At 36.7% G+C, this 26556-nt stretch carries 24 protein-coding genes; 3 read left to right on the top strand and 21 right to left on the bottom strand.

From position 1 onward, the window contains the following. Window positions 1-273 precede the first annotated feature (273 nt). Genes rsmA through RV15_RS02710 form a run of 3 tightly spaced genes read right to left on the bottom strand, consistent with a single transcriptional unit; the run spans window position 274 to window position 2515 of the window. Window positions 274-1155, bottom strand: a complete 882-nt coding sequence (rsmA, locus tag RV15_RS02720; protein ID WP_071876524.1) for a 16S rRNA (adenine(1518)-N(6)/adenine(1519)-N(6))-dimethyltransferase RsmA — start codon at window positions 1153-1155, stop codon at window positions 274-276. After that, entirely contained in the window at window positions 1152-1748 is a 597-nt protein-coding gene (gene rnmV, locus RV15_RS02715) for a ribonuclease M5 (RefSeq protein WP_071876523.1), read from the bottom strand. The genes rsmA and rnmV overlap by 4 nt, the downstream gene beginning before the upstream one ends. Further along, the gene (locus RV15_RS02710; RefSeq protein WP_071876522.1) at window positions 1745-2515 is read right to left on the bottom strand and encodes a TatD family hydrolase; all 771 of its coding nucleotides are present in this window, start codon (window positions 2513-2515) and stop codon (window positions 1745-1747) included. Before RV15_RS02710 ends, rnmV begins: the two co-directional genes overlap by 4 nt. 152 nt (window positions 2516-2667) lie before the next feature. Here RV15_RS02710 and RV15_RS02705 point away from each other — a divergent pair, with 152 nt between their 5' ends. From RV15_RS02705 to RV15_RS02695, 3 genes are all read left to right on the top strand, one after another. Further along, entirely contained in the window at window positions 2668-4842 is a 2175-nt protein-coding gene (locus RV15_RS02705; protein ID WP_071876521.1) for a HelD family protein, read from the top strand. 208 nt (window positions 4843-5050) lie between these two features. Next, window positions 5051-5527 (top strand): DUF1203 domain-containing protein, encoded by a 477-nt coding sequence (locus RV15_RS02700; RefSeq protein WP_071876520.1) that lies wholly within the window; start codon window positions 5051-5053, stop codon window positions 5525-5527. A 104-nt stretch (window positions 5528-5631) separates the two neighbouring features. After that, window positions 5632-6222, top strand: a complete 591-nt coding sequence (locus RV15_RS02695) for a hypothetical protein (protein ID WP_071876519.1) — start codon at window positions 5632-5634, stop codon at window positions 6220-6222. A 76-nt stretch (window positions 6223-6298) separates the two neighbouring features. On the opposite strand, the gene RV15_RS02690 is transcribed toward RV15_RS02695, so the two are convergent. The 18 genes from RV15_RS02690 to RV15_RS02610 form a co-directional block, all read right to left on the bottom strand. After that, window positions 6299-6592, bottom strand: a complete 294-nt coding sequence (locus RV15_RS02690) for a GNAT family N-acetyltransferase (RefSeq protein ID WP_167364071.1) — start codon at window positions 6590-6592, stop codon at window positions 6299-6301. After that, entirely contained in the window at window positions 6546-6791 is a 246-nt protein-coding gene (locus RV15_RS18575) for a hypothetical protein (protein WP_139242963.1), read from the bottom strand. Before RV15_RS18575 ends, RV15_RS02690 begins: the two co-directional genes overlap by 47 nt. 18 nt (window positions 6792-6809) lie before the next feature. Continuing rightward, window positions 6810-7169, bottom strand: coding sequence for an HIT family protein (locus tag RV15_RS02685; protein ID WP_071876518.1), 360 nt, complete (start codon window positions 7167-7169; stop codon window positions 6810-6812). Window positions 7170-7315: 146 nt separating this feature from the next. After that, complete coding sequence (locus RV15_RS02680; RefSeq protein WP_071876517.1) at window positions 7316-8542, bottom strand: hypothetical protein; 1227 nt, start codon at window positions 8540-8542, stop codon at window positions 7316-7318. Window positions 8543-8759: 217 nt separating this feature from the next. Then, on the bottom strand, window positions 8760-10769 hold the full coding sequence (metG, locus tag RV15_RS02675; protein WP_071876516.1) for a methionine--tRNA ligase: 2010 nt from the start codon (window positions 10767-10769) through the stop codon (window positions 8760-8762). A 178-nt stretch (window positions 10770-10947) separates the two neighbouring features. Beyond that, window positions 10948-11604: a signal peptidase I gene (gene lepB, locus RV15_RS02670; RefSeq protein ID WP_083429074.1), complete on the bottom strand. Its 657-nt coding sequence runs from the start codon at window positions 11602-11604 to the stop codon at window positions 10948-10950. Window positions 11605-11617: 13 nt separating this feature from the next. Then, window positions 11618-12295, bottom strand: a complete 678-nt coding sequence (locus RV15_RS02665; RefSeq protein ID WP_071876515.1) for a hypothetical protein — start codon at window positions 12293-12295, stop codon at window positions 11618-11620. 23 nt (window positions 12296-12318) lie between these two features. Then, window positions 12319-13401, bottom strand: coding sequence for a WxLIP family cell surface protein (locus RV15_RS02660; protein WP_071876514.1), 1083 nt, complete (start codon window positions 13399-13401; stop codon window positions 12319-12321). Window positions 13402-13531: 130 nt separating this feature from the next. Beyond that, entirely contained in the window at window positions 13532-14371 is an 840-nt protein-coding gene (locus RV15_RS02655; RefSeq protein ID WP_071876513.1) for a WxL domain-containing protein, read from the bottom strand. 70 nt (window positions 14372-14441) lie between these two features. Further along, window positions 14442-15266 (bottom strand): WxL domain-containing protein, encoded by an 825-nt coding sequence (locus tag RV15_RS02650; RefSeq protein WP_083429072.1) that lies wholly within the window; start codon window positions 15264-15266, stop codon window positions 14442-14444. Further along, the gene (locus tag RV15_RS02645; protein ID WP_071876512.1) at window positions 15266-15610 is read right to left on the bottom strand and encodes an LPXTG cell wall anchor domain-containing protein; all 345 of its coding nucleotides are present in this window, start codon (window positions 15608-15610) and stop codon (window positions 15266-15268) included. Before RV15_RS02645 ends, RV15_RS02650 begins: the two co-directional genes overlap by 1 nt. Before the next feature lie 15 nt (window positions 15611-15625). Then, window positions 15626-18424, bottom strand: coding sequence for an isopeptide-forming domain-containing fimbrial protein (locus RV15_RS02640; RefSeq protein ID WP_071876511.1), 2799 nt, complete (start codon window positions 18422-18424; stop codon window positions 15626-15628). Between the two features lie 316 nt (window positions 18425-18740). Beyond that, window positions 18741-19457 (bottom strand): winged helix-turn-helix domain-containing protein, encoded by a 717-nt coding sequence (locus RV15_RS02635; protein WP_071876510.1) that lies wholly within the window; start codon window positions 19455-19457, stop codon window positions 18741-18743. 358 nt (window positions 19458-19815) lie between these two features. Next, window positions 19816-20916 (bottom strand): tyrosine-type recombinase/integrase, encoded by a 1101-nt coding sequence (locus tag RV15_RS02630; protein ID WP_071876509.1) that lies wholly within the window; start codon window positions 20914-20916, stop codon window positions 19816-19818. A 436-nt stretch (window positions 20917-21352) separates the two neighbouring features. Beyond that, window positions 21353-22531 carry an NAD(P)-dependent malic enzyme gene (locus RV15_RS02625; RefSeq protein WP_071876508.1) on the bottom strand — a complete coding sequence of 393 codons (1179 nt, stop codon included), beginning with the start codon at window positions 22529-22531 and terminating at the stop codon, window positions 21353-21355. A gap of 31 nt (window positions 22532-22562) precedes the next feature. After that, window positions 22563-23927, bottom strand: a complete 1365-nt coding sequence (gene fumC, locus RV15_RS02620; RefSeq protein ID WP_071876507.1) for a class II fumarate hydratase — start codon at window positions 23925-23927, stop codon at window positions 22563-22565. Window positions 23928-24061: 134 nt separating this feature from the next. Beyond that, entirely contained in the window at window positions 24062-25450 is a 1389-nt protein-coding gene (locus RV15_RS02615) for an amino acid permease (RefSeq protein WP_071876506.1), read from the bottom strand. Window positions 25451-25533: 83 nt separating this feature from the next. Next, window positions 25534-26397 carry a GRP family sugar transporter gene (locus RV15_RS02610; RefSeq protein WP_071876505.1) on the bottom strand — a complete coding sequence of 288 codons (864 nt, stop codon included), beginning with the start codon at window positions 26395-26397 and terminating at the stop codon, window positions 25534-25536. Between the last annotated feature and the right edge of the window lie 159 nt (window positions 26398-26556).

Here is a 26556-nt window from a genome sequence, read left to right as displayed (position 1 = left end):
ATCACTCCTTATTTAAGAAAGCGCTTTCTAACTACAATTATGCTTGATATTTGAAAAAAGTCAATATCTCAATCCAATTATTTTACATAAAGTCAAAATAAATTGTGATAGGAACATAACTCTTCGAGTTATATCTCAACCACATGAAATCCGTATAATCGGTGTCAATAGAAGCAGCTCCTGTTCCAACCTCTTTGTATAACATTCGCTGCGTTATTTTGTATAACAAAAAGAGGTTGAGAAAAATAGAGCAATTTTTCTCAATCCACTTTTTTAACGATTTTTTTCTAACGTATTACTTAAACGACCAAACTCCACTAACGACAAGGTTTCTCCTCGACGTGAAGGATCGATTTCTGCTTCTGTCAAACTATTAGTCAACCAAGCTTTGGTTCCATCATCTTTACCATAAAAATGAATCAAATTGTTCCATAGTGTTTTACGGCGCAACTGGAATGAGGCTTTTGTTAGTTTGAAGAATTCTTTTTCATTCGTTACCTCAACGGCCGGTTTATCACGTTTTGTTAATTTGATGATTGCCGAATCAACATTTGGCTGCGGAATAAACACGGTTTTTGGTACGATAAACGCAATGCTTGCTTCCATAAAGTATTGAACCGCGATCGATAACGAACCGTATGCTTTTGTTCCGGGTTTTGCCGAGATGCGATCTGCAACTTCTTTTTGCATCATGACGATCATTTCTTGTACCTCTAAATCAGATTCTAAAAAGTGCATCATGATCGGTGTTGTGATGTAATAAGGTAGATTGGCAACGACTTTGATCGGAAGCTCTTCTTTAAAGACCACTTTGGTTGTACCGACTAAATCTGCTTTTAACACATCATTATGAATAACTGTGACATTTCGATAGGGACTCATCGTATCTTCTAAAACAGGAATCAGACGATCATCGATTTCAAACGCCAAAACTTGTGCAGCATTTTTAGCTAGCTGTTCGGTTAATGCCCCAATACCGGGACCTACTTCTACTACATTGGTTTGCGTATCGATCCCTGCCGTCTCGACGATTTTACGTAAGATATTCGGTTCTGTTAAAAAGTTTTGTCCTAAACTTTTTTTGAATGAAAAGCCATGTTTCTTCAAAATTTCTTTGGTTCTTGAAGGCGTGGCTATTTCTTTATATTCTGTCAAATTGATTCCTCCGATTTTTCACTAGGTAGTTCGTTTATCTTATTCATTACGTCTATCAGTTCTTTTTCTGTAATACGAAACATTTTCAAGCGTTTGGTCAATTGCTTACTGTTGGTATAGCCAATGCGCAATTCGTCCCCTAATTTTTCACGACGCTCTTTTGCACGAGCTCCCGCTATTAAACCATATTCGATCAAGGTTTGTCTAGGTATTTCTTGGTAATCATCAGACCCGTTAACAGGTGTCACAATTTTTTCTAGTGCTTCTAAAATCGCTTCATCACTGGCATGTTCCACGCCTAAACTATTCCCTCTTTTTTTAGGCGCAGCTAGCTTTCGTGAGAGAAATGCATGCTTAGCATCAGGAACAACTTCCATGATCGTTTTGCGAATTTTTTCACCTGAAAAATCTGGATCAGTAAAAATGATGACCCCGCGCGTTTCTTGCGCATGTTGAATTTGTTCTAAAATATCCTCATTGATTGCAGATCCGATCGTTTCAATCGTATCTACATCGACAACTTCTTGAATTCGTCTGGTATCGTCTTTTCCTTCAACGACAATAATTTCTTCAATTCGCAACTTATCTGTCATTCGGCTAACCTAAATAAGCGATGGGCATTATTTGTTGTTTGTCTAGCTATTTCTTCAAAGGGAACTTCTCGTAGTTCTGCGATTTTTTCCACTACATAACGAGTATAGCCTGGTTCATTACGTTTGCCTCGATAGGGAACAGGTGCTAGATACGGTGCGTCAGTCTCGACCAATAGACGATCTAACGGGACTGCTTTAGCTACCTCTTGCACTTCCAGCGCTTTTTTGAACGTCACAACGCCACTTAGAGAAATATGCATCCCCATCTCTAAAAATTTTGCCATCCACTCAGGGTCACCACTAAAGCTGTGCATGATTCCACCGATATCACGAATATCTTCTTCTTTTAAAATGTTATAAGTATCTTCCATCGCATCTCGTGTATGGATACTGATTGGCAGATTCATCTCTTTAGCGATCGCGATTTGACGACGAAACACACGATCTTGTACTTCTTTTGGATCTTCCATCCAATAATAATCTAAACCGATTTCGCCAAGGGCTACTACTTTGGGTGTCGTTAATAATTGCTGCAGTTTTTTTTCGATTTCTGGCGTATAGCTGCCAGCTTCGGTTGGGTGCCAGCCGATAATACTTTGGATTTCTTTATATTGTTGACTAAGTTCCAGAGACTTTTCGATCGTCGGTGTATCAAAACCAACCACGGCCATCTCTGTTACACCTAATTCTTTCGCACGTGCAATTGTTTCTGGAATATCTTCATTAAATTGTTCTGCGTTTAAATGGGTATGAGAATCAAAAATCAAGTAAACTCCTCCTCTGTCTTCTATACTTTATCACATTTTAGCCAAAAGCTGAATGGACAGCACCGATAAATTATCAGCTTCTTATAATTGCTTTATTCAAAAAAATAGCTTATACTATTCGGTCACGGCAATTTATGTCAGGAGGAACCAATATGTCAAACGATCGCACACAAGAAACCCAACATCTGCAACAGGTTTATGAAGAATTGAGCCAAGCAAAAGACACCTATCAAACCGCTATCGATGAAGTCAACACGACTGGAAAATCGGTGTTAGAGCAATTTAGCGGCGATACAAAACTAAATTTTGATAGTTACTCAGATAACTTAGAAACGTTTGCCATGATGGAAATGAAAAATAGAGAAATCGATCAGTTAAACATTCAAAATGAGACGGCTGCTAAACAACTAGAAAAAGTCGAACGACTACTGAAAGTCCCTTATTTTGGAAAAATTGATGTAACCTTCTTAGATGACGATTCTGATCGTGATGTCTTTTATATCGGGATGAATGACTTTACAAATCTTGACGGTGAATCACGAATCTATGACTGGCGTTCGCCAATTGCCTCACTTTTTTATAATAATGTTTTAGGTGACAGCAGTTATTACGTCAACAAAACAGAAATACCTGTTAGCTTAAATTTAAAAAGACAATTGATTATTGAAGAGGATCGGTTGCTCAACTTTTTCGATACCAGTCTTGCGATCCAAGATGATATTTTGCTTCATTCACTAGAGGCTGATTCTTCTCAGTACATGAAAGATATCACCACAACAATCCAGCAAGAACAAAATGAAATCATTCGAGATGAAAGCCACCCATTGCTTTTGGTCAACGGAATTGCTGGTAGTGGAAAAACTTCTGCGATCATGCAGCGAATTGCTTATTTACTTTATAATCATCGGACCAAAATTACCGCTGATGATATTTTACTGCTTTCACCCAATTCAACCTTTATTGATTATATTTCTCAAGTGTTGCCGAATTTAGGTGAACGGAATCCCTTAAATTTGACGTTGTTGCAGTTTCTTAAATTTACCTTTCGTGAAAAAGCGCCAATTGAAAGTGAATCCGACTATTTCAAACGCATCACTGCTGAACAAGTCAATGCCCAACAAAGAGTGATTCAATCGCAGAATTTTGTGGCGTTTATTCAAGCTTTCCAAGATGCATCTTTGATTCAACAATCATTATTTAAACCGATTTTATTCAAACGTAAACCGATATTTTCTGCTGAATTGATTTTTGGTTTATATCAAGAAACACCAACTACTTTATCAATCAGAGACAGACTTTCTGCAACAAAAGAAAAACTTTCAAGTTTGTGGAATCGTTATTTGATCAAACAATCGAAGTCTAAACAAATGATCGATCAGATGCAAGATTTGACTGAAGCAGAACAATTGCGCTATTTTGATACAACGTTTGATGCAGAAGATGAGGAACAATTAGTAGCGTATGCGCTTCAACGACTACAGCAAAAATACCGCAAAGTGGTAGATGCGATTACTGACGTCGCTTGGTTCGACCAATGGTTGCTTTTTGAAGCATTGTATCAGCGTTATCAACAGGTTTCATATGAAAGAGTAACAACAGCCTATACTGCAGATGAAGTAGTGATTTTGTTATTGCTCAAAGATAAATTTATTGAAGATTTATCGAATAGACAAATGGCGTTTATTTTGGTGGATGAAGTACAAGATTATACTGAAGCTCAAATTCTTTTACTGCTTAAATTATTCCCACAAGCTAACTTTACCTTAGCAGGAGATGAAAATCAGGCGATTTTTAACACGTCGATTAGTTTTATTGATCTACAAGAATTATTATCGGCGTCCAGCCGTTCAGTTACCTCTTATCAATTATTAAATAGTTATCGTTCAAGTAAAGAAATCACTCAGCTCTTTCAGACTTTAGTGACAAATCATGAGAAACTAAACATTGTCTCGATCCGAAAAGATGGCGAGAAACCTGTGTTTATTTCTTGTAACGATCAAGAAGTATATTTAGAGAAACTTATTTCAATTTTAGGCTCATTGTCCTCTGAAGAAGCGACTGTGATCATTACGAAAAACGCGGTGGAAGCGGAAGAATTAGAGCATCAGTTGTCCCAAAAAAATAATACGAATGCTACCCAAATTCTTTCAATTGATATGGCTAAGGGCCTTGAGTTTGATAATGTGATTATTCACGATCCTTCGACATTGCGTTATGGAACAACGGAGCGCGAGAAAAAAATTCTTTATACAGCTATTTCTCGTGGGATGAAACAAGTATTTCTGCCTTATATTGGAGAGCTTTCCACATTGCTTGCGCTTGAATAATTAAACTTAGGACTTTAAACTGTTAAAAAAAGCGTGAAACTCTTTGAATTTAAAGGGTTTCACGCTTTTATATTTGCTAAAATAGCTAACTAATTTCTTAACTAGTCCAAAGCAATACAAAAAAAATTTACTGTCCATTTTTCGAAAGAAAAAGACGATTTTTTTGAGTATACTGCTACTGTTCACTAGAGAAAGGACGGTACTAAATATGAAAAATAATTTTTTAATCACTGGTCTCAAAAGAAAAGATTTTCTTTGGTTAAACGCCATGACAACAGAAGAATTAGAAGCAAAAAATATCAAAAAACAGATTGTTGACAGTTCCCCTGGCTTTCCGTGTAGAATTTCGTTGAAAGAAGGTCTAATAGGTGAGACCACCTATTTATTGAACTATCACCATTTAAGTATGCAATCTCCTTATGACGCAACTGGACCTATTTTCGTTACCTTAGGAAAAGGCGAATCAGCTTTACAACTAAATGAAATTCCCTCCGTTATTTATGATCGCTTTACTTCTCTTCGCTGCTACGATATCTTGGGAATGATCATTGATGCGTACCTCTATGAACCTAAAAGTTTAACGCCAGAGGTCATCAGTCATATTTTAGCAAATGACAAAATTGCCTTCGTTGATGTTCACAATGCAGCTAGAGGTTGTTACAGTGCAAGAATCAACCGTGCCTGAATAAAAAAATCGGAAAAAACCGACTTTAGTCCGATGTGTTTTTATCTACTTCGCAGTAAACTTAACTCCAGTCTGATTTTTAATTTGATAGGAGTGAGTGCTTTTTGAAAAATTTCTTTGAAGAATCTGACTTTCTAAAAACTACGATTCAAAAAAACGTAACGATTCAACGAAAACCTCAAGTCAATACGATTTGGCACTGGGTATTACTGATTCTTTTTGGGTTGTTAGCTTATGGTACGATGACGCAGCAATTTCTTTTGATAGCAATTTTTGTTGGTCTTGCGGCAATTGTAAAAGGTCCCTTGATGCTTTTATGGGGTGCTGTATATTCCGCTTTGATCGCCTTTTTTCCACCGCTTGGAATTGTACTGTCTATTGTATTTTTCTTGATAAACCTTGGGACTATCGCAAAAAGTTGGCGGATTTCATTAACTAGTGCTTATTTTTATCTCGTCCCTTTAATCGGCAGTATTTTTAGAGCGACTATCAAAAATGAACCGACGTATGCGGTCTTGATTTTTGTTGCCTTTAGTATCTTGGGTCTACATTTTTTACTTAATTGGTTGTACAAAAACAACAGTTTGAGTCGAGCCTTGACTTGGTCGATTATTAGCGTACCTTATGCACTATTGATCATGCTGTTACCAACTCGTTTCCGTAGAATTAAATCAAATAAAAAATTAAAATTTTAGTCGACTGGTTGCTGAAGAAGTATGTGACGAAAAATAGACTGCCTCAATTTTTATAAGAGACAGTTTATTTTTTACACTATAACTCGATCCAATACCGCTGGACTATTTTTCCTTCAACAGAATACTCATCAGACAAGATACCACCATTGTTTTGGATCGTTTTTTGCGATCCTCTATTCGTTTTGTCACACGTAAGCATTACTTTAGACAAACCACGCTCTTGAAAGATAAGTAAAGCTTGTGCAAGTAGCCAATTCGCATAGCCCTTTCCTCTTTCAGAAGGAACGATTCCATAACCAATATTCCCACCAATTTGCACAAGTCTATCCGTTAATGCATATCTTAGTTGAACAGCACCAATCAACTTCAAGAAATAGTGTATCTGCTGGAACAAAATCATTCTTTCTGATATCTTTATCTTTTTGTAGTTTATCTAGCCACTCCGAAAAAGTCAGCCCATTTAGATTAGCAGATGTCGGAGTTATTTTAGCTTCTTCTAAAGAGCCCCACTCTTTTGCAAAAGCTAAGTAGCGTAGCTCATCTGCTACCGTTAATTCTTTTAACTGCATTAATATCACCGCTCTTCTTTAGTAATGTTGTTTTGAAGGAATCACACCTCGTACACCGCCTTTTGGGTTTACCATATCGCCAAGATATCTAGGAATCAGATGTATATGGCAATGCATGATACTTTGACCCGCGTTAATGCCACAATTTGTCCCGATATTAAAACCCGCAGGCTCATTTGTCTCTTCAAGTAGCTTTTTGCCAATTTGAAGTAGCTCCTCGATTGCTTGCTTTTCTGCTATAGATAAATCAAAATAGTCCATTCTGTGGCTTTTGGGTATGATCAATAGGTGCCCGGTGCTAACAGGAAATTTATCATAAAAAGCACCAGCTAATTCATTTTCAATAACAAAATCTGTTATTTCACAAAATACACACATATGGGGCCTCCTTACCCTAAGAATTCTTATTGACTATTATAACCTATTCCAGCAAGTCAAGAACATATGTAGAAAAAAACAATGTTCTCCACAATAGCCAAATCTATGATTTAGCTACAGGAAACATTGTTTTTCATCATTTTTTGTTAAACTGTTCCAGCTTTCAACGCTTTATCCAACGCATCGTTTAATTTTTTCATTTGCTTATCATTAAGATATTCTTTCGCTTCTTCACGTACTTCTTTTGCTTTTTCTTCTGTTACAGCTTCTGGATTTGCTTCAATCCGCTCGATCATTTCATCTAATTGAGCATCCAACATTTCTTGAATTTCCGGATCATCCTTCAAGTCACTATAATCGATCGAATCATCATCTAATTCTGAATCATTTGTAGCAGCTCCAGTAATATTTTCTAAAATACTTTCTAACTTATCTTGACTGATGATTTCCTTTTTACTTGGCATTTTGATTTTTCCACTATTTTTTTTCGGTGTTGTGGAAATTGACATCACAATACTCATTTCAGCATTATCTTCATCCGTAGCAGCTAAAGCCATTTCCATATCGACAGCTTTCGTCTTTTCGTTGATACTGACTTTGATATCCATTTTATCTAGATCATTTTTCAATGACTTGATAGCATCTTTCATTTCTTTTTCACTATCTGACTTTTTGTACTCTTTGTTTTCTTTGGCAACTTCGTCTATTTTTTCCATTATCTTGATAATTTCTTTTTTAGTAAACGTATGTGTCACGACATCTTTATCTGCTGTAAAAGATTTTTTGTCGAAGCTTTCGATCAATTTTTTAACTTCTCTGCCCATTTTAGAATTTTCAGCATTCGTAAATGACTTGTTCTTCAATGGATTTGTTTTCTTGTCTAACTCACCTGATGTAAGCGTATCGCCTGCTTGAGCGATGTCGATATATTTGCCCTTTAATTCGTTTAAATCGCTTTTGCTTAATTCAAGTGGATAACCAAATGAATTCGCTAGATCTAACAAACCTGAGACAAAGCTAGTAGACATATAGTAGTTGTCTTTACTGCCAACGAATTGGAAAGGTAATTTCTCTCCAAATAGATTCGCTGTGATCTCCATTTCCATAGTATCTTTTTTATCATCAATTGCATAATTTCCTTCAATACTCATGTCTTTTAATTGGCTGGCAATCATTTTTACATACGCGCCGCCTTCATCACCATCATACGTCAAGTCTTTGATTTTCATCTCAAAGCTGGCAGCATTGTAGTCTTTGCTTTTAGAACTAAACAGCTCATTTGTAAATTCTTTTCTCGGATCTGATCCGCACGCTGCTAATAAAAAAATTGCAACTCCTGTAATGATCCCCATCATATACTTCTTCATTCTCATTTTACATTCTCCTTGTAGATTACTCTTTTTTTTATGACTCTAAGTAATAATACAATAAAAACATCATTTTTGATATGCTTGTTTATAATATTTTTAATTTTCTTATAAATAACTAATATTTGTCAAATTATTAATCATTTATATACATTTTATATAAAAAAGCAATTAACAAGCTGTTAATTGCTTTTTTGAACTATTAATTCTAATGTCACTTTTATTAGGCAATAATTGCACCATTTGGCATTTCTTTTGGTGCGTCGATGATTTGTAATTTGCCTTCTGGCGATTCAGCGGAAAGAATCATTCCTTGGCTGATCTGCCCACGCATTTTTCTTGGTTTCAAGTTTGCAACAATCACGACTTTTTTACCAATCAAAGCACTTGGATCTGGATAAAATTCTGCAACACCTGAAAGGATTTGACGATCTTGCTCATCTCCTGCATCTAAACGGAATTGTAGTAACTTATCAGCACCCTTAACTTTTTTACAATCAATGACTTCTGCTACTTTTAGTTCTACTTTATCGAAATCTTCATACTTGATTTCTTTGTCTTTTGTTGAAATAAGTTCCGTTTCTTCTGGATCCCATTTGATTTCTTCTGTTGTCGTTTGCGTATTTTGAGACATTTTCTTTTGAATATAAAGTACCTCTGTATCAATCTCTAAACGAGGAAAAATTGGTGTTCCTTTCGCAATAACTTTGACATCTGTTGGAAACTCACCGAAGTGGATCTCTTCCATATTCATCGTATCAGGATCTAAGCCTAGTTGTTCAAAGATTTTTGTCGGTGTCTCAGTCATCACTGGTTGTAACAGAATCGCTACAATGCGTAAACTTTCAGCTAAGTGGACCATCACACTATCTAACTCATTTTTCTTGTCTTCATCTTTGGCTAAAACCCATGGTTGTGTTTCATCGATATATTTATTCGCACGTGAAATCAAGGTCCAAACTTCAGCAATTGCTGTGTTGAATTCCATTTTCTCCATTGCTTCATGGTATTTACCGATCACATTCGCAGCAGTTGTGGATAACTCACTGTCAAAAGGTGTCACTTTAGAGGCATATGCTGGAACATGTCCCTCACAGTATTTATTGATCATCGCAATCGTACGGTTCAATAAATTCCCTAAATCATTCGCCAAATCATAATTTAAACGAGAAACAAAGTCTTCTGGCGTAAAGACACCGTCACTACCAAACGGGATTGCTCGTAATAAGTAATAACGTAATGCATCTAAGCCGTAGCGATCAACTAATATTTCTGGATAAACGACATTGCCTTTAGATTTAGACATTTTTCCATCTTTCATCAATAACCAGCCGTGACCGAAAATTTTCTTGGGTAACGGTAATTCTAGGGCCATTAACATAATCGGCCAATAAATCGTGTGGAAACGGACGATCTCTTTTCCAACCATATGAACATCTGCCGGCCAATATTTTTGGAACAGGCTATCATCTTCTGAGCCATAGCCTAAAGCTGTGATATAGTTTGACAAAGCATCGATCCAAACATAAACCACATGTTTGGGATCATTAGACAATGGAATGCCCCATGAGAATGTCGTACGTGATACAGCCAAGTCTTCTAAGCCTGGTTTAATGAAGTTATTGATCATTTCGTTTTTACGTGATTCAGGTTGAATGAATTCTGGATGTTCATTGTAGTAATCTAATAAACGATCCGCATATTTACTCATGCGGAAGAAATAAGATTCTTCTTTGACTAATTCAACTTCGTGGCCGCTTGGTGCTTTTCCACCGATCACTTTGCCTTCGTCATCACGATAGACTTCTGCTAATTGTGTTTCAGTAAAATATTCTTCATCTGAAACAGAGTACCAGCCTTCGTATTCACCAAGGTAAATATCGCCTTGTTCTAATAAGCGGTCAAAAATTTGCTGAACGGCTTTTTTATGGTAATCATCTGTTGTACGGATGAATTTATCATAGCTGATATCAAGTGTTTTCCATAATTTTTGAACATCTGCCGCCATTTTATCGACATATTCTTTCGGTGTAACGCCTAATTCTGAAGCTTTATTTTCAATTTTTTGTCCGTGCTCATCCACACCTGTTAAGTAAAACACGTCAAAGCCCATCAAGCGTTTGTAACGGGCCATCGCATCACAGGCAATTGTAGTATATGAATTGCCGATATGTAGTTGTCCACTTGGATAATAAATCGGGGTAGTGATATAAAATGTTTCTTTTTCTGACATGTAGAAACATCCTCCTTCTAGCATTCTCTTGAATTTACTCCTAAATAGTATACCACACTTGCCTTTATTGAACTAGAAATCCTGATATTTTCTCTAGATAAAAAAACAAGCATGAGATAAAACCTGTGAACAGTTTTATTTCATGCTTTAGACTTAAGACACATTAACTTTAACCTAGTTAAAAACGCGTACTTACAACTCCGATAATTTCTGCTCTTTTAATTAAACCATATTCACGACTATCTGTTGAATACAACCGATTATCTCCCAAGACAAAATAACAATCTTTTGCTAATGTTGTTTCCCCAGTTAAGTCAGCTAGGGTAAAATCTTTTGTATACATGAATTCATTCTTACGAGCTGATTTTTTCTCTTCTGTGATGAAAGGTTCCGTTCGTTCTTCATCGTCGATAAACAGTTGATCATTTTTATATTCTACTTTTTCATTTGGTAACCCGATGATGCGCTTTATTTCTGTTTTTTGTGCATTTTCCCGTTTGATCAAAACAACATCTAGTCTCTGAATTCTTTGTGTTTTTTCAACTAAAACATACGTCCCAAACTTTAACGTTGGGCTCATGGCATAGCTCGTTGATTTCGCTAAGCTAAAAAAGAAAAAAGATTGACCATAGACTAATATTGCTAGTAAAAATAAACTAAATAACCCTTCACGAATAAACTGATTACGTTTTTTTTGTTTACTAGCCTGTCTTTTTTGCTGTTGCTGTTTTCTTTTTCTCGATTTCTTGCTCGGATTTTTCTTTCGCTTTGATTTTATCTGCTCAATCTTTGATCGTTCGTTTTGTGTTGGTCTGGCTTGTCTGTTTATGCTCATTTGTCAGCCCTAATCAAGAATTACTTTTGCTTTTTTTCAAGGCAGATTCGTCGACTTTATATAGTTCAAATACTTTCTTTTGATAAACTCGAGCTCGTTTTATATCTGCTTGATAGTCTGAAGCTATTTCCTCATTTCCATAAATGCCAGTTGTCATACGCATGGCATTAGTTCCGATATCTAGCATTGCTTTGTAGTAGCGATTGAGTGCTAGTTGCCCTTCTTCCGTATTCAAATCACTAGCTTTGTTCGCTCCATAGCTAGTGATAGCCCCAGCTAAATAACGGATATTTCCATCTATTTTATCCTTACTTTCACTTTCTGTTTTTGCGTTTTCTAGTTGTTGATCAAAATCATTTAGTAAAAAATAGCTTTTCACAATGACATCTTCATCTTCTTTACTTAAGGTCATTGATTGGTAATACGAAACGAATTGACTCCCTCCCAAAAACAGAGTTGCTAACACCATAAAGAGGATTGTCCGACGCTTCATTCTTTTCTTTTCGATTCGTAACTGTTTTCGCTTACGTGCCAGCTGGCGCTTTCTTTTCGTATTTTTACTGCGTTTTTTTTCGACAAATTTTACTTCTTTCGCCGTTTTGATAAAGAAAAAGAGAAAGAGTATAAAAAGCAATACGCTGAGTAAAGTCAAAATAAGTAACACTCGGATAGTTATTTCTAATACAGTCATTTCTTTAACCTACCTCGATCAATTTATTTCTGCTTCTTTCGCATCTTTTTTTTCTTATTCTTTCTATCTTTTACTAAACGATTAATAACTAAAATAAGTACAACAAAGGTAAAGATTCCAACTGCTACTCCAATAATTAGTGGCCAATTCACACCTTTTTCTCGAACTAAATCGACATCCTCTTGATTAAACTTGTCTGCTTGTTCATCAGTGATCGTAAACTCCTCATGCCATTCCCATTTTTGATCACCAGCTTTTGCTAAGATATTTGCTGTATACTTTCCTGGGAGCATTTTTTCACCATTCATTGTGACAGGAAAGCGCAAGAAGGTATTCGGAGCAACATTTATTTCAGATTTTTTAGTCTCATAAAGAACTTCTCCTTTTCCTTTTGGCGTTATTTGAACTTCCATTGATAGTTTTCGTAAAAAATTAGCCTTGATGTTTGAGACATCTACAAATACAGTATTACGATAATTGAACTGACCTACTTCAACTTTATTCAATGCCAATTCCGCCTGAACTTCTTTCTCTGTTTCTTGTAAGACCATTGCTATTACGTACGCATATTTATTGGCAATATTGGCACCTTCTTTGACTGGTTCCTTGACCTTCTTCTCATCTTCTATTGTTTTCAATTGGATACCGCCAACAACGATTCCATCATAAGATGTGTCAGGCATCGTGATTGTGATTGGCACGCTTTTTTCTTCTTTAGGAGCTAGCGTAATTGTTTCGGGTGCTTTTACTAGGTCAACAAAATCAAATTTTAGTGATGGATCCTTTTCGATTTTACTTGGACCATATTCGATAACACCGCTAGAATTGGTTCTGGTTCCATTGAGACTGAGACCAATTGTCACCTCTTCTTCACCAAAGTTTTTCAATGATAAGCTTACTTCTTGTTTTTGACCTGGATTCATCTTCAGATCGAAGTAGCCTTTCTTCTCTTTCTGATTTTCAGGGTAGTTGATTTCATAATAAAAACCTGTTGCCCCCTGTGCGTCAGCAGCGGATGGTTCGTTTGCATATGTATAGAGAGTTGTACCTAAGACTCCGACAAGTGTCATCATCAGGTATAAAACGTATGTTATTTTTAATTTCATTTGGCCCTTCATCCTTTACTTGTAATAAACAGGGGCTGACATTTTAACCTGCCAGCCTCCTATACTTGTTATGGTTCAATAAGTGACATGTTTCTTGATAATAGACACTTTTTACTCGATATCTAAACGTTTATGGTGCTGGTGTATATTCAATTGACCAAGTGATATCTGCTTGATAAGCTCCTAATTCAACTGTTTGTGCTGGAACTTTTAGAGAAACTGAACTAGCTGCTTCACCTATTCCAGCTGTTGGTGCACCTGGACGTTTGATATTTTCTGCTAAAAAGTCTGCTGATTGTCCAAATTCTGCTGAATATGTTCCTAAACCAACAGCACCTGTTGATTTAGTATTATCAAATACTAATTGTTTTCCAGCACCTTCATTATCCGTACCATTTCCTAATGTAAAGTTGCCTGGTTCGCCTGCTGGCCAGTATGCAAGATTTTCTTGTGTTGAATTTAATAATCCGTTTTTGTAACTAATTGTTGATTTATCTAATGTTTTTGTGTTACCTACAAGCGTAAATTGTTTCGTTAATTCCGCTTTGATTGCATACGTGTGATCTTCCCCTGCACGTTTATCCGTCCATTGTACGTAAGGTCCACGAACTGTTTTATCTGGGTTTTCAGTACCATCTGCTGCAATTTCTGTTACTGGAATTTCTGATGCTGTATATGTTTCAGTTTTTGTTGACACTTTTTGTTTTCCAAAATTCAATACAGCCACTCGATCGATAGTAATTGCACCTGGCACTGTATTTTTATCAACTGTATCAGGATCTGGAATAATGCCGCCGCCCTCTTTCTCAGGATCAATATCGCCATTATCGTCAGTATCTTCGATGATTTCGATGATCCCTTTACCCGCCTTACTGTGTTCAGTAGTTTCAGCAAATGCTGCGGCACCGCCTACTAGTGATGATGAAATGATTGCTGTTAAAGCAACTGCACATAGTGTTCTTGTTTTCATTTTGTTTCCTCCTAATATTGTGTGTGTTATTTTTTTATATAGTTACTTGTTATTCACAAGTTAACTCCAATTAATTTGGCAAAGCTGCCAGTATCCATGTTAATTCCGTTTCATATTGAACAGGTTTAATCACTGTTCCATTTGGAATAGACAAGGCAACTGCCTTATTTCCATAAACCAGTTGATTTTCAAATTCTGAGTCTAATACGGCTTCACCAGAAGGAGTAGTTTTAGGAAAAAGTGTATTTTTTTGATTGTTCGTATTTGTTTCTGAAGCGCCAAATTCAATGGTCCACTGACCTTTGCCACTTCCTACATCAGCAATCGCAATATTTTGCGTTGTGGCTAATTCTGTAATTTCAATCGTATCTTTTGTCACAACAGGAGCCGTTTCCCATGTATAGATACTATTAGCCCACCCATGATCCAATGAAAGAGTTGCCCCTTTCAATTCTTGTTCGTCTTTTTCTTGAATAACAGAATTTTTAAATTGAAACTCTTGTCGAACCTGCAAGGTCCAACCAAGTTTTTCTGAACGCTCATCTGTGATTTGAATATAACTTCCTCTGGCCGTCGTTCCATCGTGAAACAATTGGGCATTAGCGAAGAAATGATGATTTCTCTTTTCAATTTTATTATTTCCAAAATTAAAAGAGGAGACAAAATCAATTCGTAAAGGTCCGTCAGTTGAAGGTCCTGGACCAGGATCGACTGGTTTTTCAGGATTTTCAGGATCAATCGGATCTTTTGGTATACCACCGATCATTTCTATCTTTCCTTTTCCTATTCTTTCAGCGCTCTCTGCTAAAACAGGCTCTACAAAAACAATTGAAGTAACAAATAAGCTTAAACTCGTCACACAGGAAAGTAAACCGACTTTTGTCATTTTATCCATCAGTCTTCATCCCCGTTCTGCCGTTTATTTTTCACCCATAAGAACAATCCCATCGCACTAATTGCTAACAAGCAGCCTAACCACGTAAACGGATTGCTTATTATCTCACCGGTACTTGGTAATCGACCTTTGGGTTTGGCTATCAGAGGCTCACTTGAATTGCTATTTGTTACTGACTCACTTGTGCTTGATATTGGAGGCTCACTGCTTGACTCTTCGTAAAAACCAACAACCCCACTAGTCGTCACCTGACCTCCATCTGCATAAGCATTTTGTTCAATAAGCGACGCCCCAAACAGAAGAAATAGCAACATTAAATATATAAATTTATATTGTTTAATCATCTTTTCCTCCCTTTCTTATTCTGGCGTCGCTGCAAGTTCCCACAAAATTTCAGCTTCATAACTTCCTAATTTTTTTACGTCACCTGGATCGACTTCTAATTTGAACCCGTCACCCGTTTGAGTGCCCAACCAAGTATCACTAATGTTATATAATTCTTGATCACTTTTATTTGTGTCACGCATAATCATTTCGGCGCCTGTACTTAAGGTAATCTTGTTTCCTTTATAAAAATAAAGGATTGCATTCTTCAATACGCTGTTTTGTGCGGTTGGATCAGTCGAAGTCAATTCTTTGTCCAATTTTGCGGTCAAGGTCCATCTTTCTTTGACTGCTCGTCCATCTTTTACAACCAGATCAGCCCCATAATAATCTGGTGCATTCACACGTGTTGTTTTACCATCATACTTTTGGGTTTTAAAATCAATGACATCTGGAGCGGAAAATAGGATCAATTTACCATCAAAGACATACTGCACACGATTTTCTCCATCGATAATTTCAACAGATGCTTCATCCAAAGGACGCTGAACTAGTTTGTAACCGTCACTTTCTACAGTTTTTATCGCATTAAACACTTCTGTTCCTTCCGTTTCAGCTAATTCTTTTAGTTTCACAAATTCACCAACTGTTGCCGACAACAGGATTGACGTATAACGTGTGTTTCCCATCTTATCGACAAACTCAATCGTAAGGTCTTTTTTATTCTCTGCTATAGGAATATCAACTTGCGCTGTCGCATTTTGATTATTTATGTTAGATGCTTCAAACTTATTAGTAATCGTTGTATTTCCCCCACCAATAATTTTGGCTTTATAGCGAACTTTAATCTGTTTTCCAGGTTGAACATCTAAAGCATCGTTAATCTCAAATGTTCGAGGATTTTCTGTGAAAGTCGGAACGACCATCGTTCCTACACCTTCTGCATCTACTAATTCAAATGAAAATTTATCAAGTTCAAGTTCGTTTGGATACGTATCTGTCCAAGTAACCCCTTCCCAGACACTACCACCTGTATTTGTAGCAGTTAATTCAAATGAAAGCGTGTCATCTACCCGATTGCTATCGCCAGATGTGGTTTCATTTTTATAGATTTTAGTTGCCTCAGGTTTAGCTGGTTCAGCACTAATAGAGATTTTAACATCCGCTAAAGCATTTTGGCTTTGAGGGTTGAGAGCCAAAAATTGATTGGTGATAGTCGTGTTCACTCCACTGATAATTTTTGCTTTATATTTGATTGTTACTTCTTTGTCAGGAGGAATCGTATATAGATTTTTAAGTCTAAATGTGTTTATATCTACTCCAGGATCATAGTCATAATCAGTAGGTGCTAGATTCGTCACCGTTCCATCAACATCGGTCACACTTAGCGACTCTCTTACTAATTCTAATTCTTTAGGCAACATATCTGCTAACATGATTTGCTGCCAATCGTTGATTACTCCAGCACCATGATTTGTTGCCGTTAAAGTAAATTCCAGCGTATCCCCTACTAGGTTTTTCTTTGGAATTGATTCAGTCAGATTTTTAAATGTTTTTTGTGCACCTGGTTTAAGTTCTGCAGGTTCCTCAATCGACATATCTAAAGCTCCATGTCCAATTTCGTATGGTAAGACCGTTACCAAAGGCCATCTTAAAGCAAAAATTGGATGTGATAGAGGATAATAATGGTCTTTGGGCATGATAGTATCCCAAGGTTCATAGGCATTTGTTCGTCCTACCATACGATTTGTCCATATGTTTTTATTGATAGCTGTCCAATGAGATATTTTGTAGAGATTTTCATAAACCCCAAATATATCTAAATCTCCAGTTTTAAGAGCATTTGGCCCTAATGATTCTCCATAACCAAGATTGGTAAAAAAGTAAATTCTCGCTGGAATACCATCTGCTAGAGTTTTATTGGGTTCATTGAAATACAGTCCAGCCTCTCCATAAGAATAGAGCTTGGATGACATATGATTACCACCTACATCCATATGCGAGCCATGGGTCATTGCAAAATTCTTGGTCTCACCACTATCATTATAGTAGTTAACATCAAAACGAATTCTCCCTGATTGAAAATCTACTACAGATCCATGAACTCTTACTGGCAAAGGCTTTGGATCAGTGTTACCTATGGAACCTGTTCCCCGCATGAGATAACCATAGGCGACAATCTCATTATCTTTCACATATTGTTCCATAATATATGTTTTATTATCTCCCGCAGTAGACTGCGTATTCGGAGTTACTCCACTTCGTGTGACTTCCCAGTTTCCAGTTACTGGATTTAACACAGCATCACCGATGTCAAAATTACTCCCCGTTCTACCTACTGAATTGTTCGTATAGTTATAATCGTAACCAAAGACTTGTTGATCAGCAGTACCATCCTTCTTTACACCAATCATGCCTGGAGACAGAACTGGTAAATTGACAGAATCACCTAATACAGCCGACATATTTCCAGCTACTTTGAATCCGGTCGAAGAGTTATACGTAAGATTTTTGCCGACATGGCCGAAGAACATATAATACTGCCTTTGTGTATTATCAAATGCACCACCCGTTAACTTAGCTGGTGTATTGACTGTTACTTTATTAAACGTAGATAGGTCAATACCATCGTCATCTAGCAATCTCCAATCAAATGTTGGCACTGCTCTAGTCACTCCGTTGTTAACAAAAGAAAGTCCATCTCCTTGAATTAAAGGAGAGTTAGGAGTACTTACTTCTTCAGCTGAGGCTTCATTTGCTCCAAAAAATACCCCAAACAGCAAAATTAGTGATACCCAAAACATATTGGATTTTTGTAGCTTTACTTTTTTCACTTTTTTCCTCCTTTCTTTTTTATGCGTTAGAAAAAAGACGCACTATTTATTTCAATTTTTCTATATAACTATTTCACCAACTTAAAACGGCCTACTTACTTTTATAAATAGAACTTCGCATTACTTCTCTTTCTATTAAAACAAGTAAGAATATCCAGAGAGTGATTTTTACTATATAGAAAAAGAAATACATTTTTGAATCATTTGCCTTTAAATATTAAACTCTATTCCTTCTAAACAATTCTATTGTTCATTTACTTAAACAACTTTAGAAATTTCAAGTTCACATTATCAATAGTAAAAATAAAATAAGCGCTTAACCATCTAACGCTTGAGCGTCCAACATGTAACCTTTAGAGCGAATTGTTTTGATAAACTGGATTTTACTATCTTTTTTTTCAATCTTTTCTCTTACATGGAAAATAACATTGGCCACACGATACTTTTGAATTTCACTCTCTTGATCTCTCCAAGCTATATTTGCAATTTCTTTGTAGCTCATCGCTTTACCTGCATTTCGATATAAAGCATCCAATATTATATATTCCAATTTAGTCATGTTAACTTCTTCATATCCGTTAAGTAAGACACTGAAGTTTTCAGGAATCATTTCTAGAGTACTGTTTTTAATTCCATCATTATTTTGTGGCTTCATTTCTATTTTCCGTATAATTTTTTTTGATTTCATTCGCTTTATTGCATTATTAAGAAGTATCGGAAGTACTTCCATTTCTGTTCCTTCTTTACACACACCGTCTGCACCTAATTGAAGGTATAAGTATCTGTTATTATCTGACTGATCCATTGAATAAACATAAATCAGTGCATCAGAGTTATTTCGACTATCCAAAATAAAACGACAAGTCTGCGCAATGTCTGTATCTTCTTTAATAATCACTGCATCTACTTTATTTATTTCTTCAAGATAATTATGTACATTTAAAGTCATGATTCTGTATTGATGTTGCTTTAAAACTTCTTCAAAATGATTGCTATTTTCTCCCGCATTGGAAATGATGCCAAGGTTGAACATTTTTTTCCTCCATCCAAATATGATACTTATTCTTTTTCTTTGAAAAGATGCTATTGTATAATTATTTCAATAGCTTTTTTATGTGCTTACACTGAGAACATGGTTCTACTTGTTTCATGTTTTTCGATAAAACATGAAACAAGTAGAACTTTCCTCTCTAATAAAGCCTTTTCCAGAATCATTGACGGCGCAAATGACGGCGGACAATAATAAATAAGTTCTCCCTTTTTTGGTCTAACTATATAATTTGTTAGTAAACAAATTAACTTTTATTAAGAACACGCTTTTAAATAACAAGTGTTATTTAAAAGCAAAAAAAGGTACGAACTGTACCTTGAGCTTTAAAAAATATCTGTAATTAAATTCTAGCTAATTTCTTTACTATTTCCCGTTGATCTTCTAAAAACGAATTAGTATAGGTATCTAATGTCATTTTGATAGACGAATGGCCTAACATAGAGCTTACAGCTGCAATATTGGCACCTAATTCAACACAGCGGGTTGCAAAAGTATGTCTCAAGGAATGAAAAGGAATATTGATCAATCCAAGAAATTGTTTAATCCGTTCAAATCGATAGCTGACAGTTCTTGGTTCCACCGGCTGCATGCCATTTGAAATAACATATGGTGATAGAGTCTGTTCTTTTTCTTGGATTAATAGTTCTTTTATTTTGGAAGTCAGAGGAATAATTCTTTCGGCAGCCTTAGTTTTAGGGCTTGTTTCAATCAATTTAGTTCGATTTCCGGTAGTATTTGGGTTTGACACGCGTTGTTTTGTTCGTTGTACAGTTAGTAAGGAAGCTGAAAAATCAATATCTTCCCATTTTAATGCGCAGATCTCTCCGATTCTCATACCTGTTTCTAATGCTAAAACAATTGGCAATCCTTTACTACTCTTTAAACACTCTTTTTCCACTGCCTTTTGTTGCGAGCGACTAAGTGCATTTATTTTTCGTTTGTTTATTTTTGGTAGTACCGTTCTTTCGCAAGGGTTTAGAAAAAGGTATCCGCGCTCTTTAGCCGCTTCGAAACAACTTTTAACAATACGAAAAACAATATGAACAGAACTTGGTGCTAGGTCTTTCATTAATAAACTGACTAGTTGGTCTATTTCTACTACTGTTACTTTTTTTAGAGGACGATGCCCTAATACTGGGATAAGATGTAGTTGAATTTTGCTACAGTAACTAGCATATGTACTCGCTTTGACCTTTGGAAACATGATATCTTCTATCCAAATAGCAGCCCACTCCGCCACGCTCCCTTGAAACTCCTTTATATTTGCAGTACTCAAATAATTTATTCTAGCTTTTTTTTCAATCAATTGTTCTTTCACGTCTCGGTATGAACGAGCATAAATATAACCATAGTAAATAGAGCCATCCATTTTTCGGGCTTTAGGATAGCGTCCCTCCCATCTTCCATCTTTTCGTTTGTAAATATTTTCTCCTTTAATCAATTAAATCAAACCTTTCCTATGTTAATGACGGCGGAACTGACGGTGGAAAAAAATATCGGATATTTTATTTATTAATGAATAAACAAGAAAAAAACATCATAACTATCATTTTTCTCATTTTTTTACAAAAAAACTGAAAACATTGATAGTTAAAATCGTTATTTCTTTTGTTTTCTCTATTGAATTTATGAAATAAAACAGATAATATAAATGTAGTCAGCCAATTCAAACAAATTTTAACAAGAATAAGGTTTCATGTTTTATCGAAAAACATGAAAAATTTTATAAAAAAAACAAACAGTTCTTCTATATATAGAAGAATTGTTTGTTTTTTTTATATATACTCATATTTATCTTTAACTACACCACAGATTCATTAGCTACAAGCAAATCGTTGTAAATTAGAACTACTACTACGCTCTCTTTTCCCTTGTATTTAAACTCGGATAACACCATCTTGTAAAGCCGCTTCAGCAACTTCTCGTATAATGACATCCACTAATTCTTGATTAAAAGGTGAAGGGATAATGTACTCACTTGTCAATTCCGATTCTGGAATAATTTCTGCAATTGCTTTTGCTGCCGCCAGTTTCATATTTTCAGTGATTTTCGTGGCTCCCGCGACAAATGCTCCTTTAAACAAACCTGGAAATGCTAACACATTATTGATTTGATTTGGATGATCTGAACGACCTGTTCCAACAACTGCCGCACCGGCATCGATCGCATCTTGATAATCGATTTCTGATTCCGGATTCGCCATTGGGAATACGATAGCACCTGGATTCATTGAAGCGACCATTTCTTTTGAGACTAATTTAGGCACAGAGACACCGATAAATACATCAGCTCCAACCATCGCTTCTCCTAAAGAGCCGCTAAAGTTTTCAGGATTGGTGATTTCAACAATTTCTTTTTCTAAGAAATTCAGCGGTCTGTCCAGCGTTTTAGATAATGCACCATCTATATTAAATGTGATAATCTTCTTCACACCAAAATGATGCAGCATTTTTATAATTGCGCTACCTGCTGCGCCTGTTCCTGATACAACTACTTTTATTTCATCGACTTTTTTACCAACAATTTTTAGCGCATTGATCAATGCCGCAATCGTAACGATCGCCGTGCCATGCTGATCATCATGAAATACAGGAATATCCAACTCTTCCATTAATGTCCGCTCGATTTCTACGCAGCGTGGAGCAGAAATGTCTTCTAAATTGATCCCGCCAAATGTTGGCGCCATGGCTTTGATAATGTTAATAATTTCTTTTGGATTTTTCGTATCTAAACAAATGGGAATCGCATCGATTCCAGCAAATTCTTTAAACAACAAGGCTTTCCCTTCCATAACTGGCAATGCGGCTTTAGGACCAATATCGCCTAAGCCCAGAACTGCTGTACCGTCCGTTACGACTGCTACCGTATTGCCCTTCCACGTATAATCATACACTTTAGTTGGATTTTCATGGATTTTTCTGCATGGTTCAGCAACACCAGGTGTGTAAGCTAAAGATAGATCTTCTTTTGTTTTTACTGCTACTTTTGAATGAATGTCGATTTTCCCGCGCCATTGCTCGTGTGCTTTTAATGCTTCTTTATAAATATCTGCCATGTTTTTTATTTCCTTTCCAAAACTGCTCCGTTTATTTGCCTAACATCATCTCTGGTTTGACCCAGCTTTCGTATTCTGCTTCTGTCACTAGACCGGTTGCCAACGCAGCTTGTTTTAGCGTTGTATTTTCTGCAAAAGCTTTTTTGGCGATCTTCGCTCCATTATCATACCCGATATGTGGATTTAAGGCGGTGACAAGCATCAACGATTGTTCCACATATTGATTCATTTTTTCCTGATCTGCCTTGATCCCGACCAAACAATTTTGGTCAAAAGAGCGCAATCCATCAGTTAATAATTCAATACTTTGGATTAAATTATACGCCATTACCGGCATATAGACGTTTAATTCAAAGTTCCCTTGTGAGGCACCAATTCCGATCGTCGTATCATTTCCCATGACTTGAATAGCGATCATTGTCAACGCTTCACATTGGGTTGGATTGATTTTCCCTGGCATGATAGAACTACCCGGTTCGTTGGCTGGAATCGTGATTTCTCCTAAACCACTCCGAGGACCACTTGCCAGCCAGCGGATATCGTTCGCCATTTTCATTACATTAGCAGCTAACGCTTTTAAAGCTCCAGAAGTAAAAACAACTGCATCTTTACTAGCTAAACCATGGAATTTATTTGGATCTTCTGAAAATTGATTGTTGGTCTCTTGATTTAAGTGAGTATAGAATGCTTGAATATATTCTTTCGACGCATTCAGTCCAGTTCCTACAGCCGTACCGCCCAGCGCCAATTGCTTGAGCTCATTCAGCGTCAGCTCTAGCATTTGATAGTTATGCTCAAGACTAGAACACCAACCGCTGATTTCTTGTGCAAAAGTCACTGGTGTTGCATCTTGCAGATGAGTCCGACCGATTTTTATGATTTTTTCATTCTCAACTTCAAGCTTCTTCAGTGTTTGAATCATTTGCTTAATCACTGGGAATAGTTGCTGTTCAATCAATTGTACACCAGCTATATGAATTGCCGTTGGGAAAACGTCATTTGAACTTTGTGACCTATTGACATGATCATTAGGATGAACGTTCACACCAGCTTTAGCTGCTAAATGGGCAATGACTTCGTTAACATTCATATTGGTTTGAGTCCCGCTGCCAGTCTGCCATAAAGAGAGTGGAAACTGTTCATTTACCTCCCCTTTAATGATTGTATCTGCTGCTTGTTGTATTGCTTGACTGACCTCAGTATCTAGCTTTCCAGTTGCTTCATTGGCTTTAGCCGCATTCTTTTTTACCAATGCTAGTGCTTGAATAAGCGCGATAGGCATTTTTTCGATACCAATATTAAAATTTTGGCGACTGCGCTCGGTTTGTGCTCCCCAAAGTGCATTTTCTGGGACTTGAATTTCTCCCATAGAATCCCGTTCAATACGATAGGACATGCGTTTGATCCTCTCCTTTTTTCGCTATTTACTATCACTATACTGTAAACGAATCACGATTTACAGTAAAATTCCTTTATTCTGTAAAAAGACAGAAAAAAATCAGCAATCCTTTCGATCACTGATTTTGACGTTTAATGTTTAATTTTACCTTCATTACTATGTTTATAACCATAAGCAAAATAAATAACAAAGCCTAAAACCAACGCTATTGCGAAAGCTTTCCAAGTTGCCGCCTGTAATTGCAGCATCAAGCCAATACTAACGATGACTAATAAAATAGGAACAAACGGGACAAAAGGAATTTTAAATTCCCCTGGTTTAGGATCGCCAGCTACTTTTCTTAACCGAATAATACCAATCGCCATGACAATCAAGTACATCAAGGTCACGATATTCGTCAACTCAGCTAATAACTCCATTGGTACTAACCCTGCAAAAATCATGGTGCAAATCCCTGCTACATAGGTTGCATTTTTAGGTGTGCGGTTTTTTTCATCGATTTTACTCATAAATTTTGGCAGTAAACCATCCTTACTGATAGCATAAATGATTCTAGCTAAACTGTACATCATTGAAATCGTCACGGTTAAAAGTGTTAAAATCGCTCCGACAGAAATCATACCTGCTACACCATCACGCTGTACAAAGCGCATCGCAAACGCGACAGGATCTTTTACACCCAGCGCATCAAACGGCACGATGCCTGTTAAAACTAATGTGACGATCACATATAACACAGTCGCTATAATGATCGAACCAATAATGCCTTTTGGAATATCTTTTTGCGGATTTTTTACTTCTTCAGCGGTCATACTCACTGCATCAAATCCTAAAAAGGCAAAGAAAACGACAGCCGCCCCACTAACTACGCCTGAAAATCCAAAGGGCATGAACGGCTGCCAATTATCAGGTTTCACATAAAAAATACCGACGACTAAAAAGAGGGCAATAATGCCAAATTTAACAAATACCATCACATTATTTAACCGTAAAGCTGTTTTGGCTTCTAATGACACCCAAAAAGTAACTGCTAAAAGCACCAGCATCGCGATCAAATCCACATAAGTACCATTCGCTGGATTGTAGGCACCACTTAACGCCGTTGGAAAATCTACACCAAGGCTATTTAAAAAGCCATGAACATAACCTGACCAGCCTGAAGCCACAGAAGAAACAGCTAGAAAGAATTCACAAATCACTAACCATCCTGTCATCCAAGCGACAAGTTCGCCAAAGACAACATACATATAGGCATATGGGCCACCGATTGCCGGAATCCTTGAGGCAAATTCTGCATAACATAATCCTGCTAAGATAATTGCTCCTGCCGCAACTAAAAATGAAAGCGACAGTGCCGGACCTGCATATTGTTCAGCCGCAACTCCTGTCACGACAAAAATTCCTGTTCCAACAATGGCACCGATCCCAAGCATGATCAGATCCATTGTTTTTAAATCCTTTTTCATTGCGCTTGGCTCGCTTGAGACAGCCGTTAGCTCTTTTTTCCGAAACATCGACATTACTTTTCCTCCAATAAATCTATCCATTTCCTACTCTTAATCATTGCAAAATGTCCTCATAAAAATAAGCGTAAATAGGACATTTACGCTTTCATATACCCTAAAAGAATACCACCTAAAATGACGAATAAGCAACCAATAATGACATATCTCATTTCTTTTTTAGACTTGTGCTCACCAAGTAGGTAGATTCCGCCTAATGTTGAGATAATAATACCCATTTGAGACAGTGAGAAACTGATAGCTAAACCGATTTGGCGCATCGTCAGCAACATACAGATATTTCCTAAGCCCCACAACAGTCCGCAGCTCATATTTCGCCAAACGTAACGATCCAGTTTGACTTTTTTAAACGCAAAGAAACTAGCACCAATCACCATGCCGATACTTTGAGGTAAGATAATCCCCATTGGATCAAGTCCTGCTGCATTGATAATGATCGTATACGCGCCATAACCAATCGTTGACACAATCAAGGCCCGCAACCCTTTATTAAAATCCAACATCGAGTTTGTAGTTTTTACTTTGCTGTCATCATCTTGTCGCGCTGTTAAATAAGCGCCTAACACCAATAACCCCAGTGCAATAAATCCTAAAAGAAAATCTCTACTGCCTTTCCACTCATGAAAAAACACAGCACCAGCGATCGTGTTGACGATCAATTGCATCCCAGTTGAAACAGGCAAACCAACTGATACGCCCAAAAATTTCATTCCGTGAAACTGCTGATTTTGTCCAACACTCCAAAATAATCCTGACAAAATACCAATTGTGATCATTTGAATAGTGATTGCTGGTTGGACAATAAAAAAGACAATTACCGAAAAGAACAAAGCACCAATAGTCATACCAAGGGTCTGTTGATTCGCTGAACCACCGATTTTTCCACTGACAAGACCGATGCTTCCCCAGGCAAACATAGGTATTAAAGCCACTAATATCTCCATAATATGCTCCTATCAAAAGTATGATGTATTAAGTCTAACAATAAAAGCGTTCTCTATACAACTATAAGATAGAAAAAAGTTCAATAGAATTTCTCTCATTTTTGTATTATAAAAAACAGGTACTATTGACTTGGACGAGCATGCTCTATTTAACAACAA

The sequence above is a fragment of the Enterococcus silesiacus genome (assembly GCF_001886225.1).
Taxonomy (GTDB): domain Bacteria; phylum Bacillota; class Bacilli; order Lactobacillales; family Enterococcaceae; genus Enterococcus_L; species Enterococcus_L silesiacus.
This window is presented reverse-complemented; position numbering and strand designations above follow the sequence as displayed.